Consider the following 12,560-nt stretch of genomic DNA (forward strand, 5'->3'; position numbering starts at 1 on the left):
TGAGACGCCCTGATGAACCGGTGCCGGGCCCGCACCGACCCTGACCCAGCCAAAGGAACACCCTTATGCGTCTCATTTCAATTGCCCTTCTGGGCTCCGCCCTGATCGCTGCTCCCGCTCTGGCCGAGGGCCATCACAGCCCCAAGAGCAATCCGCACCACGCACGCCAACAAACAGCGGACATTGTTGATACCGCCGTTGCGGCCGGCCAGTTCAACACGCTTGTCGCCGCTGTTCAGGCCGCCGGCCTGGTGGCTACCCTCAAGGGTGATGGTCCGTTCACGGTCTTCGCACCCGTCGACAGCGCCTTTGCCAACCTGCCGCATGGCGAGGTGGACCGCCTGCTGCAGCCGGAAAACCGTCATGAATTGGTCGACCTGCTGACCTTCCACGTCGTGCCAGGTGCGGTGACCTCGGACCAGCTGGCAGGTCAGATCCTGCAGGTGGAAACCGTGGAGGGCTCAGAAGTCCTGATCGATGCGACCAATGGTGTGCGCGTCGGCAATGCCCAGGTCGTGCAGGCCGACATCCGCACGAGCAATGGCATTATCCATGTCGTGGACCGGGTCATCATCCCGGCCGGCTAAACACATCGGACAGAGCGGCCCGGGGCCTAGCTCCGGGCTCGCCGTGTCGAGGTTTTCACAATGGGGCGCACATGGGTCTCGATGTATTCGACGATCAATCCCGCCACATCCTTGCCCGAGGTGCGCTCCACCCCTTCCAGCCCGGGCGAGGAATTGACCTCAAGAATTTTCGGACCGGTGCTGGAGCGCAGCATATCGACCCCCGCCACCGACAGCCCCATGGCCTTGGCCGCTCTGACAGCTGCGGTTCGCTCTTCCTTACTGATACGAACGCGTTTGGCAGATCCGCCCCGGTGGAGGTTGGACCGAAAATCGCCGTCCTCGGCCTGACGCATCATGGCGGCCATGACCCGCCCGCCGACGACAAAACAGCGAATGTCCGCGCCCTCGGCTTCCTTGACAAAATCCTGGACGATAAAATTCGCATCGAGCCCTCGAAAGGCGTCAATCACACTTTCCGCAGCCTTGCGGGTCTCAGCCAGAACCACGCCCCGGCCCTGGGTACTCTGCAGGAGTTTCACCACGAGCGGCGCTGTGCCGACATGATCGATCAGATTCTTGGTGTCCTTGGGTGAGTGGGCAAAGGCGGTCAGCGGCATGGCGATCCCGGCACGCGCCAGGATCTGGTGTGCATACAGCTTGTCGCGTGACGCCCCGATCGCCTCGGCCGTATTGAGACAATACGTGCCCATAATCGAAAACTGGCGCAGAACAGCCATGCCATAGGCCGTCATGCTGGCGCCGATCCGAGGGATGATCACGTCATAGACGGGCAGAGGCTGTCCGTCGTAATAGACTTTCGGCTTGTTGGCATCGATGGCCAGCGTACATCGGGCCGTATTGATCATCTCCACCACATGGCCTCGGGTTTCCGCCGCCGATTTCAGCCGTTGCGAAGAATAGTTTGATGGCTCACGCGTCAAGATGGCGATCCGCAAAGGACGTTTCACCGGGCGACGGCGAGGAAAATCCTTGTACAGCTCATAGCTGAGTTCACCCTGGGCGCATGACTGGGTCGGGTTGACCACCATGTCCTCGAGAATGGCCTGTCGGCCCAGCAACATGCGATAGGCCATGGTTTCGCGATTGGTCAGGGTCAGCTCGATCGGCCAGGTCTTCTCGCCCACCTGCACCGGGGTCTCGATCACCCAGCGCATCTCGCTCTCGCCGTTTGACGAGGTGATTTCACGCTGTCCCAGCGCCGGAGCGGAACAGATGACTTCGATGTCAGGCTTTTCGGGAATGGGGTGGAGAATAAAGCGGATCTGGGGATTGGTGACCGGTCCGAACGGCTCAACCGACACCGCGTGCAGGGCCGAGGTGCGCGCACCTGTATCGACCTTCGCCTTGACAGCGGGCAGTCCGAGCCCGGGAAAAGCAGCCCATTCTTCCCAACCCAACACAAATGGTTCGTTCATCTATACCTGAGCCCCAGCAAAATAGCGCGAGGGCGCCCGGGTATAGGCATAATTATGCCTGGTCCAGAAAAATCTGCTCTTGTGTCCTAGCGCAGCCGCGTCAGTCTCCGATCCAGAAACCCAAGGTGACATCGGAGACGGTGACCTCACCCACCGTCACCTCGGCGATCAACAGCGTGTCCATCGCATCGGGATCGCTTTGCCAGACGGCCAATTGTCCCTCGGCATAGGAGCCGATGAGCTCAAAGGCTCCGCGCGCCTCGTGATGCGCCCGGATATGGATGCCAGCCGGCGTGATGGCGAACGCACTGACCGTGAAATCATAGGTCTGAAAAACTGGGCCGTACTCGCTCTCGCCCAATTGCTCCGAAGGGTCCTCAAGGTGCACACGAACCCAGGCCGCTTCGCCGCAATCGGGCATGGGCGGGGAGATCTCGATTGATCCGACCCGCAGTCCATTGATCACGGCGTCGCCTGATTGCAGCAGATAACCATGTCCTGGCCCACTCACCGTGTGGACAAACTCGCTCTTGCCCAATGCCACACCGTCCTCAAAGACCGGGTCCGGCAAGGACAGGTAATCGCCCATGGCCGCATCCGACGACCCGAAATATGCGCCTGTGCCAATGGCTGCAAGAACAACCACGCTGGCCAAATTCATCAACTGGCTCATTTCGCCCCCCAGTCCGATGATGTCTGTACACGCCTTACTCTACACACAAGCTGTGACGGGATGAAGCATACTTGCCGAGAAATCCGCCTAAACCGACGGTTCTGCCAGCCAAATCTTCATCGTGAGGCGACCTTTGGGCTCTTCAGGGTGAAGATCGGTATGATCGACCAGTTTCAATCCGGCCCGCGCCAGCCACTCACTCATCTCCTCATCGGAAAAACCGAGACGACGGTGATAATGATCCTCGCGCAAGGCTTCGAGCTGGTGCGGCGCAAAATCAACCACGAGCAGACGGCCCTTGGGCTTGAGGACACGGGCACATTCCGCGATCGCCAGAACCGGGTCATCGAGATAGTGCAGCACCTGGTGTACGGTCACCAGATCGGCGATATCCGGATCAAAGGGCAAGGCCGCCACATCCGCATGACGCACGGAACAATGGCTCAACCCGGCCCGTTCCAGGTTCAGGCGCGCGACATTGAGCATGGAGTGGTTGATATCCACCCCGATCCCCTTGCTGACCCGGTCCGAGAGCAATTCGAGCACACGTCCGGTACCGACACCCACATCGATCATCAACTCGAACGGTCCGGGGCCTGCCATGCGACCGATCGCCGCTTCGACCTCCTGGTCTGACAGATGCAGTTTGCGGATCCGGTCCCAGTCATCGGCTACACGCTCGAAATAGGCCTGGGCGGCTTCGGCACGGGCATGTTTGATGGATTCCAGTCGTCCCGCATCACGATTGAGCACCGGGTCCCGCTCGGGCACCAGCTCACGAACCAGTTCAGACAATTGGCGTCCGCCCCCGCTTTCCGTCAGCCGGTAGAAAACATAGGCCCCTTCAGGCAATCGTTCGGCCAGGCCCGCTTCGGTAAGCAGTTTCAGATGGCGGCTGACCCGCGGCTGGCTCTGACCGAGAATTTGCACGAGCTCGGATACGGTGAGTTCGCCGCGCGCCAGAAGGGCGACAATTCTCAACCGGCTCGGTTCGGCTAGGGCTTTCAGCTGGGCAACAAGCGCGTCCATCAGGACCTTCAAATATGAAGCGAAACATTTACATGTGAGGTCTTGCTTTTATCCCTATCCCCGCGAAGGTCAAACCTCAGCCTGCAAGCGGTTGACCGATTCCACCCTGCCGCCCCGGCAATCCCAGTCGCGCTTATCGGAGTACCCTTCTGTGTCCGGCAAAGAGATCCTCATTATTGGCGCAGGCCTGGCAGGTGTCGCCACGGCATGGCAGCTTCATCAACGCGGCCACACCGTGACCGTGATGGATGCCCGCGACCAGGCAGCCATGGAAACCAGTTTCGCCAATGCCGGTGCGTTGACCCCCTCACAGCCAGAACCATGGAACGCGCCCGGGGTTCACATGGAACTGGCCAAGAGCCTGTTGGGGCAACACTCCGCGATGAAGCTGAACTGGCTGGCGCTGCCCGGTCTCATCGGCTGGGGATTGCGCTTTCTCGCCCATTCCGGACGCAAGCCATACACCGCCGCCACACAGGCCAATTTCGCCCTCTCGCGCTATTCCATCGACGAGACCCGTAAGGCCCGCGACACGCTGGGTCTGGCCTTCGACAATCTACGCAATGGCACGCTGAAACTGTGTCGGGACACGGCCAGTCTGGAGGCCACCATCCGCGCGGCGGCAACGCTGGGCGAACAGGACCTGTCGTACGAGGTTCTTGACCGCGACGGCCTGATCACAGCCGAACCGCAACTCGCGCCGATTGCCGATCAGTTGGTGGGCGCTGTGCGCTTTCCCGACGATGAGAGCGGCGATGCCCATGCCTTCACCCAGGCACTGGCCAGAGAGGCCGAAGCCGCAGGTGTGCGGTTCGAATGGAATACCCGTATCGACGCCCTGATGGATCGGGCCGGCAAGATTGTCGGTGTCTACACGGCCGAGGAAGAGATCGAAGTCGACACGATTGTACTCGCCGGCGGCCATGCGGCCTGGCGTCTGCTCGCCCCGCATGGTTTGCACCTGCCCGTGCGCCCGGTGAAGGGCTATTCCCTGACACTGGATATGTCCGGTCTCAATGACCGGCCGCACATTCCTGTTGTCGACGAAAGCCTGCACACCATGATCACTCCCATGGGTGATCGCCTGCGTGTGGCCGGCACAGCCGAGATCACCGGCGAGAACACAGACCTGACCCCGGCCCGGATCGAGAATCTCAAACACCTGCTGGGAGAGTTGTATCCAGAGCTGGCCGAACGCCTGCTCACGGCGGACATCCAGCCCTGGGCGGGACTGCGTCCGGTGAGTGCGGATGGACGCCCCTTCATCGGCGAGACCCGCGCGCCGGGGCTGTGGCTCAATGTGGGGCACGGCCATCTGGGCTGGACCCAGGCGATGGGGTCCGGGGCTTTGCTCGCTGACCTCATCACGGGTAATGAAACCGTGATAGATCCATCGCCCTATGCGGCGAACCGGTTCTAGACCCATCATGAAAAAGGGCGGCCCGCTGGACCGCCCTGTTCACCAAGCCTATGGCGCGCAAATCTAACGCGCGAATTTCTGGAATTTGATGCGTTTGGGCATGTCCGCGTCGGGGCCGAGGCGGCGCTTCTTGTCTTCCATATAATCTTCGAAATTGCCTTCGAACCATTCCACATGGCTGTCGCCTTCAAAGGCGAGGATGTGGGTGGCCAGACGGTCGAGGAAGAAGCGGTCGTGCGAAATGACCACGGCGCAGCCCGGGTAATTCTCCAGCGCCTGTTCCAGAGCCGCCAGCGTCTCGACGTCCAGGTCGTTGGTCGGTTCATCGAGCAGCAAGAGATTGCCGCCGGTTTGCAGCATTTTGGCGAGGTGAACACGGTTACGCTCACCACCTGACAGCAGTCCGACCTTTTTCTGTTGATCGCCGCCCTTGAAGTTGAAGGTGCCGACATAGGCCCGCGACGGCACTTCCTTGCCGCCCAGCTCAATCATGTCATTGCCGCCGGAGATTTCCTCCCAGACGGTCTTCTTGTCATCCAGGGCGTCACGGGACTGATCCACATATCCCAGCTTCACAGTATCCCCAACCCGGATGGAGCCCTCGTCCGGGGTCTCCTGGCCGGTGATCATCTTGAACAAGGTCGACTTACCCGCACCATTCGGTCCGATAACACCGACAATACCGCCCGGCGGCAGTTTGAAGGAGAGGCCATCGACAAGAAGCTTGTCCTCGAAGCCCTTTTTCAGGCCCTCAACCTCGACCACGACACCGCCTAGGCGCGGGCCGGGCGGGATAGTGATCTGGGCCGTCGAGATTTCCTGACGATCCGCCGCATCCCGCATTTCCTCGTAAGACTTGATCCGCGCCTTGGACTTGGCCTGACGGGCTTTGGGAGAGGAGCGGATCCATTCGAGTTCGCGGGCCAGGGCTTTCTGCTTGGCGCCGGCTTCACGGCTTTCCTGGGCCAGGCGCTTGGCCTTCTGCTCCAGCCAGGCCGAATAATTGCCTTCCCACGGAACGCCCTTGCCGCGGTCCAACTCTAGTGTCCAAGTGGTGATGGTATCGAGGAAATAGCGGTCGTGGGTCACGACCAGGACCGCACCCTTGAACTCTTCCAGATAGTGCTGCAGCCACTGCACGCTTTCGGCGTCCAGGTGGTTGGTCGGTTCATCGAGCAGCAGCATGTGCGGTTCGGACAGGAGAAGGCGGCACAGCGCCACACGACGTCGCTCACCACCGGACAGATCCGTCACCGGCCAGTCAGACGGCGGGCAGCGCAGCGCATCCATAGCCATCTCGATCTTGCTGTCGATATCCCAGGCGTCGGCCGCATCGATCTGTTCCTGCAGCTCGGTCATCTCCGCCATCAACTCATCGGAATAGTCTTCCGCCAGCTTGACGGAAACGGCGTTGAACTCATCAACAAGCGCCTTCAGTGCGGAGCCTTCAATGACGTTTTCCCAGACGGTCTTGCTCTCATCCAGCTGGGGTTCCTGCGGCAGGTAACCCACTTTGACGCCCTTCTCGGCCCAGGCCTCGCCGTTAAACTCCTTGTCGAGTCCCGCCATGATTTTCAGCAGGGTCGATTTACCCGCGCCGTTCACGCCCACCACGCCGATCTTGGCGTCTGGCAGGAAGTGCAGCGAAATACCGTCAAAGACCGGTTTGGCAGCACCCGGATAGGTCTTGGACAGCTTGTCCATGTGATAGACGTATTGATAGGCGGACATGGGCGTCTCGTGGCGTTGGGGGTGATCTGAAGAGCCGCCCCGTTTAACGGAGCCCGCGCCAAAGAGCAACGGCGGGGATATGCACACACGCCTCGCCTGACACAGGCCCACCTCGCCTATGCTTCCCTCCAGAGGCGAGCACAGGCAGATATTCCTGCAACAGCCCGCTAAAATCACTCCGACTTCACATCTTTTCGACTCCCCTGCTGCACGCGCGGCGTGTAGGGTTAAGGTATCTTACCGGCGAAACAGCCGGATGGATGTGTGGGTGTTGAGGGGGTATCGATGACATCTGAAGTGCTGATCATGAACCGGCAGAGCGTGGCTCTGGCCGCCGACAGCGCCGTAACGACGCGGTCCAGCTCCAGCCAGCTGGTCACCATGGAAGCGGAAAAACTCTTCCAGATCGGCGAAACGATCGCGCTGATGGTCTATAATCGCGGCGATCTGGTCGGCCGGTCCTGGGGGCAGATTGCCGAAGCCTTTGTGGCTCGCGAAGGCCTGAAGGACTATCCCACTGTCGGAGCCGCAGCCGAGGCCTTTCTCGACTTTGTCACCCATAATCCGGACCTCTTCCCCGCCAGTGAGGTGGAGATGGAGTTCCAGTCGATGTGTGCCTACATGTTCCACATCATCCTGGAGCATGCGCGCTACACCATGGCGGACGGCAATACCGAGATGCGCGATATCGGTGAGGCCATCGACACGGCTCTGGATGTCTATCTGCGCCACCTGTCCACGCTGAATGACGGCTCACCGCGCGGCGTGATCGCCAGTTTTGCCGAGCTCGACGAGGAAGGGTTTGCGGACGCCTATGGCCGGTTCGTGGAAACCGCCATCCAGGGCATGTTCAAGGGCCACGACTTGTCACCCCTGACACTGCTCAAACTCAAGCGCTATATCTATCTCTGCGTCACGCGCTCGACCTTTATCGAACCGTTCGCGGGCATGGTGTTCGCCGGCTTTGGTGCCAATGACACCTTCCCGACATCGGCCGTGCACTATTCATCCTTCCTGCTGCCCGGCGGCAAGTTCAAGCGCCTGGCCGGTGGCGAGACCACGATTTCCGCCATGAATGGTCCGCGCGGCATCGTGCAGACCTTTGCCCAGGCGGACATGACGCATACCTTTATCCGCGGCATCCATCCGGATCTGTTCGACCAGGTCGCAGATCTAGCGTATATTGCCGCAGAAGAGGCGGCGTCGCGCGCGCTGACCGAAGCCGGGGTGGACGACAATACCCGGGCCCGTGTTATGGAACGCATGCATGATCAGCACCTGCCGCAGATTGCGGACGAGTATGAGCGTTACATCGCCATGATCTCGCAGTCGCAATTTGTCGATCCGGTGCTGAACGTGGTTGAAGCCGCGGGCAAGAAACAGCTGGCCGAAATGGCGAAAGTCATGGTCGAGCTGAATGTGATCAAGACCGAACTCCACCAGAAACAAACCGGTGTGGGCGGTCATATCGATACGGCGATGATAACCCGCAAGCACGGGTTTGAATGGTTCGCCAACAAGAATGAGAGCTGAGGAGAAAGCTGATGTTTGGATTTTTCCGCCGGTCGAAGAAAAACGCCGCGCCGACCCTCGAGGCCCTGCCCGAAGCGCCGATCACGCAGAGTGTGACCGATCCCGGCGCCACGGCCGGCCCCGTTCCTGCCGGCATGCCGGCCACCGGATTTATGGCACCGCATCCTGATCGCGCTGTCTTCGTGACCGATCATGCTCGTCTGGCGGCCCGGCGCCAGATGGCCGTCGATTTCCAGCAGGCGCTGACCACCGGCGAAGCCCCGACCAAGAAGGCTGAAAAGCCGGCCATGTCCCGCAAGGGCCCGATGATGGCGGAACAGACCCACATGACACTGATGACAGCGAAGGGTCCAGGCGAGACCCCGCAAGCCCGCAAGGCGAAGCGCGGTATCTTCGCACTCTGATTTTGGATCATCTCCAGATGTAAAAAGCCGGGGCATCGCCCCGGCTTTTTTTGTATCTGCTGCGAGCTGAGTGCTGAATCAGCTGTCGCGTCGGTCAGCCTCGTCCGAACAGGCCTGGCCCTAGCGACGCACGATCGCGTCGGCGATAAACGCCGTGCCCCAGATCAGATTGACCTGGGCAGTGTAGTTGGAATGATCTTCCGTGCCCTGCCACACCGCGCCGGCCTCAATGCGACCATTCTCGCCGAGCGACCAGATACCGGTCGCTCCCAGTTGCGCGTAGTCTTCAAGCGTGTAGAGCGGGTCACCTCGGCGCGCGAGGTAATCGGATCCGTTGAAGTAGGAGGCATCGATACGCACCAGCGTCCCTTCGCTCGGGCGCAGATCCATCACGGCGCTGACTTCCCAGGCATCGCCATTGACCTGGTCGGTCTGTTTGGTGTCGTCAGAGCTATAAAAGGCCGCGGCACCAATGCGCAGATCGTCGATGAGATCGATATCCAGATCCTGAGCAAAACCCCAGGACATTCCCGCCATCACTGCCAGATTGTTTTCCACGCGCGGGCTGAGGCTGATCTGACCACCGGCATGGGCCCAGTGCAGTTGCCCGTCGAGGCGGAAACGATCCTCGAAGAAACGCAGCTGGGTCGCATTGCCCACCTCGAATTCCTCCGCATCGATCTCGCCTTCACGGATGCGCCAATTGATCCACGTATCCTGCTTCCAATTCTCGCGATCGACCCGCCATTGCAGGCCCTGTTCAGTCAGATCACGGAATTTCTGGACGTCATCATACAGCGCATCATGAGTCCAATGCGTCGGGATCAGCGTGCCGCCGATGATATGCATGTTGTCGGCCGGTTCGAAGGCGATCCGGATCAGGGCATTGATCTCGTCGAGGCTGTCCTCGTCACCAAAGTTCTGACCCAGCACAGCGCCCAGTTCGACGGTGACCGTCTCGCTGGCATAGTGGCGGAAGCGGACCGGAGCGAGGACACCGAAAAACGTCTCGCCCTCAATCTCGCCAAGGTTCAGCAATTCATGGTTCTTGAAAAACACTGCGAGCTCGGCCACGAAATCCGTGGTGCCTGTTTCACCTGTGTCCTGTCCCGGTGTTCCCGTGGGATACCCGAAATTCTGACCAATGACCGTGCTCTCGGAGAGAATGGACGCTTCCTGGGCCGTAGCCGGAGCGACGGCAAAACCTAGCGACATGGCGGCCAGAACGGCCGAGCGGAAAATAGTAGACATGAACGTATCCCCCTGTTCGTTCGCCGAGGAATAGGTAGAGATCTGTTAAGTGTAAACTGTGGTTTTGGCAAAATCGGGCTTTTTTGGAAAACCCGTGACCAAACTGCGCCGCCCCCTCCCGGGCGTGTCTCTCGTGTGGCATGCTCTGTTGAAACCATGAGGGGAGTTACCATCGTGATCCGCACCATTCTCTTGGGTTCCGCCATGAGCCTGGCTCTGAGCGCTTGCGCGCAGTCCAGTTTCAACCGGAGTGAACCCGCCACCCAGACCACCACTTCGGCCGCACGCGAGGCCGAACCGGCGTTGAGCATTGAGCGTCTTTACGCCAGCCCGTCCCTGACCGGACCGGCACCACGCGCCCTCACCTTTTCGCCCGATGGCGAGCGTCTGACTTTCCTGCGTGCCAAGCCGGATGATAACAGCGTGCTGGACCTGTGGGCCGTGAATGTAGAAGGCGGGGAGCCCTATATGCTGGTCGACAGCCAGGTCCTGGCGCCCGACGAGCGCGAACTCACGGAAGCCGAGCGCCAGCTGCGTGAACGCGCGCGCATCTCATCCACGGGTATTGTGCGCTATCAATGGGATAGCCAGGGCGACGCCATTCTCGTTCCACTGGACGGTGACATCTTCCATGTGGATGTGGAGACCAGTGAAGCCCGCCGGTTGATGACGACCGACGCGTATGAGACCGACGCCCGGATCTCACCGGACGGCAATTTTGTCTCCTTCATCCGCGATCAGAACCTGGTGATCCACAATCTGGAAACCGGTGAGGATACGGCACTGACGACAGAGGGCGGCGCGCTTATCTCGTGGGGCATGGCCGAATTCGTGTCACAGGAAGAACTGGACCGTCGTACCGGATACTGGTGGTCGCCGGATGAAGCCCACCTGGTCGTGGCGCGGGTGGATGAGAGCCCGGTCGATAATATCGAACGCCTAGAGATCTCCGGCGATGGCGAAGCACGTGTTGTGGACCAGCGCTATCCGCGGGCCGGTCGGACCAATGCCGACGTCACCCTGTATGTCATCCACCGGGAGAGCGGCGATCGCGTCCAGATCCCGCTGATGAGCGATGATGAATACTATCTGGCGCGGGTGAATTTCTCGACCGATAGCGAGACCGCCTATGTTCAGGTCCTCAATCGCGCCCAGAACCGTCTGGACATTCTGGCGGTCAATCTGGTCAGCGGCGAGACAACGCTCTGGCATCGGGAAACCAGCGAGACCTGGATCAACTTGACCGGCGATTTCCGGGCTCTGTCCGACGGTACGGTGTTGTGGACCTCGGAAGACACGCCTGGCGGTTTCCGCCACATACAGCACCGCGCCGCAGATGGAAGCCTGATCACCCAGGTCACCTCGGGGGATTGGCTGGTCAACGGGATCAACCATGTCGATCTGGACACCGGTCTCGTTCACTTCACCGGCTGGACCTCAAGCCCGCTCCAACGGCATCTGTATTCCGTGCCACTGGACGGGTCGGCTGCACCGACGCAGATCACCCAGGGCGAAGGCCGCTGGTCAGGTCGGTTCAACGCTGATGCGAGCGCCTTCATTGGTTCATATTCCGACCCCCAAACCCCGCCACAAACCGCGCTCTATGCCAGCGATGGCGAACGCGTGCGCTGGATCGAAGAGAATGCCCTCGACGAGACCCACCCCTACTTCCCTTACCTCGAGGACCATATTCTTCCCCAATACGGCACATTGACCGCAGAGGACGGCACACAGCTGCACTACCAACTCTTCTTGCCTGCCGATTTTGATCCCAGCCAAGACTATCCGGCCATCCAGTATGTCTATGGTGGGCCCCACGCCCAGGTCGTGCATCAGGGCTGGCAGAGTCTGCGCGCCCAGATGTTCGCCCAGCGCGGCTATGTCTATTTCTCAATCGATAATCGCGGGTCCTGGAACCGGGGTCGCGATTTCGAAGCCCCGCTGCATCTGGCCATGGGCACAGTAGAGGTCGAAGACCAGCTCATCGGTCTAGACTATCTCAAGTCCCTCGATTTTGTGGATGAGGACCGCGTCGGCCTGTGGGGCTGGTCCTATGGCGGCTATATGACACTGATGACCACGCTGCAGGCGCCCGGGGCGTATGCAGCCGGCGTCTCCGGTGCGCCGGTGACCGACTGGGCGCTCTATGACACCGCCTATACCGAGCGCTACATGTCCACACCGCAAGCCAATCCGGATGGATATGAGCAAGGCTCCGTCTTTGCCCATGTCGACAATTACGAAACGCCGCTCTTCTTGATCCACGGCATGGCCGACGACAATGTCATCTTTGCCAACTCGGTACGGCTGTACAACCAGCTCCAGGTCAATCGCGAGGATTTCGAGATGATGACCTATCCCGGGCAGCGCCACGGTATTCGCGGAGAAGACCGCAGCGTGCACCTCTGGACGGATGTGGTTGAGTTTTTCGACCGCAAACTCAAGGACGACTAAGTCGTCACACCGAAGTCCCGGGGCCACGCGCCCCGGGATCTCAACGTCTGATCAAGCCGC

10 protein-coding genes are annotated in these 12,560 nt (G+C 60.4%); 5 read left to right on the forward strand and 5 right to left on the reverse strand.

Going from position 1 to position 12,560, the window contains the following annotated elements:
• The first annotated feature begins 65 nt into the window (after positions 1-65).
• Positions 66-587: a fasciclin domain-containing protein gene (locus RMQ97_RS10685; RefSeq protein WP_413660865.1), complete on the forward strand. Its 522-nt coding sequence runs from the start codon at positions 66-68 to the stop codon at positions 585-587.
• Between the two features lie 26 nt (positions 588-613).
• Here RMQ97_RS10685 and rimK read toward each other — a convergent pair whose 3' ends face one another.
• From rimK to RMQ97_RS10700, 3 genes are all read right to left on the reverse strand, one after another.
• The gene (gene rimK, locus RMQ97_RS10690) at positions 614-2,005 is read right to left on the reverse strand and encodes a 30S ribosomal protein S6--L-glutamate ligase (RefSeq protein WP_413660866.1); all 1,392 of its coding nucleotides are present in this window, start codon (positions 2,003-2,005) and stop codon (positions 614-616) included.
• Positions 2,006-2,105: 100 nt separating this feature from the next.
• A complete protein-coding gene (locus RMQ97_RS10695) occupies positions 2,106-2,678 on the reverse strand; it encodes a hypothetical protein (protein WP_413660867.1) in 573 nt (190 codons plus the stop codon).
• A gap of 87 nt (positions 2,679-2,765) precedes the next feature.
• Positions 2,766-3,707, reverse strand: coding sequence for an ArsR/SmtB family transcription factor (locus tag RMQ97_RS10700; protein WP_413660868.1), 942 nt, complete (start codon positions 3,705-3,707; stop codon positions 2,766-2,768).
• 151 nt (positions 3,708-3,858) lie between these two features.
• Between RMQ97_RS10700 and RMQ97_RS10705 the strand changes: the two genes are divergently transcribed.
• On the forward strand, positions 3,859-5,127 hold the full coding sequence (locus RMQ97_RS10705) for a D-amino acid dehydrogenase (protein WP_413660869.1): 1,269 nt from the start codon (positions 3,859-3,861) through the stop codon (positions 5,125-5,127).
• Between the two features lie 63 nt (positions 5,128-5,190).
• Here the strand turns inward: RMQ97_RS10705 and ettA are convergent, their stop codons facing one another.
• Positions 5,191-6,858, reverse strand: a complete 1,668-nt coding sequence (gene ettA, locus RMQ97_RS10710; protein ID WP_413660870.1) for an energy-dependent translational throttle protein EttA — start codon at positions 6,856-6,858, stop codon at positions 5,191-5,193.
• Between the two features lie 285 nt (positions 6,859-7,143).
• On the opposite strand from ettA, the gene RMQ97_RS10715 reads away from it, so the two are divergent.
• Positions 7,144-8,391: a hypothetical protein gene (locus RMQ97_RS10715; protein ID WP_413660871.1), complete on the forward strand. Its 1,248-nt coding sequence runs from the start codon at positions 7,144-7,146 to the stop codon at positions 8,389-8,391.
• A gap of 11 nt (positions 8,392-8,402) precedes the next feature.
• Complete coding sequence (locus tag RMQ97_RS10720; protein WP_413660872.1) at positions 8,403-8,795, forward strand: hypothetical protein; 393 nt, start codon at positions 8,403-8,405, stop codon at positions 8,793-8,795.
• 120 nt (positions 8,796-8,915) lie between these two features.
• Here RMQ97_RS10720 and RMQ97_RS10725 read toward each other — a convergent pair whose 3' ends face one another.
• Positions 8,916-10,046, reverse strand: coding sequence for a hypothetical protein (locus tag RMQ97_RS10725; protein WP_413660873.1), 1,131 nt, complete (start codon positions 10,044-10,046; stop codon positions 8,916-8,918).
• 174 nt (positions 10,047-10,220) lie between these two features.
• Here RMQ97_RS10725 and RMQ97_RS10730 point away from each other — a divergent pair, with 174 nt between their 5' ends.
• Entirely contained in the window at positions 10,221-12,500 is a 2,280-nt protein-coding gene (locus RMQ97_RS10730) for a DPP IV N-terminal domain-containing protein (RefSeq protein ID WP_413660874.1), read from the forward strand.
• The last annotated feature ends 60 nt before the right edge of the window (positions 12,501-12,560 follow it).

The organism is Maricaulis sp. D1M11, from assembly GCF_047308265.1.
Taxonomy (GTDB): domain Bacteria; phylum Pseudomonadota; class Alphaproteobacteria; order Caulobacterales; family Maricaulaceae; genus Maricaulis.

Excerpts from the sequence above, each read along its gene's own strand:
- RMQ97_RS10685 (WP_413660865.1), top strand. The coding sequence starts at position 66 with ATGCGTCTCATTTCAATTGCCCTTCTGGGCTCCGCCCTGATCGCTGCT.
- rimK (WP_413660866.1), bottom strand. The coding sequence starts at position 2,005 with ATGAACGAACCATTTGTGTTGGGTTGGGAAGAATGGGCTGCTTTTCCC.
- RMQ97_RS10695 (WP_413660867.1), bottom strand. The coding sequence starts at position 2,678 with ATGAGCCAGTTGATGAATTTGGCCAGCGTGGTTGTTCTTGCAGCCATT.
- RMQ97_RS10700 (WP_413660868.1), bottom strand. The coding sequence starts at position 3,707 with ATGGACGCGCTTGTTGCCCAGCTGAAAGCCCTAGCCGAACCGAGCCGG.
- ettA (WP_413660870.1), bottom strand. The coding sequence starts at position 6,858 with ATGTCCGCCTATCAATACGTCTATCACATGGACAAGCTGTCCAAGACC.
- RMQ97_RS10715 (WP_413660871.1), top strand. The coding sequence starts at position 7,144 with ATGACATCTGAAGTGCTGATCATGAACCGGCAGAGCGTGGCTCTGGCC.
- RMQ97_RS10720 (WP_413660872.1), top strand. The coding sequence starts at position 8,403 with ATGTTTGGATTTTTCCGCCGGTCGAAGAAAAACGCCGCGCCGACCCTC.
- RMQ97_RS10725 (WP_413660873.1), bottom strand. The coding sequence starts at position 10,046 with ATGTCTACTATTTTCCGCTCGGCCGTTCTGGCCGCCATGTCGCTAGGT.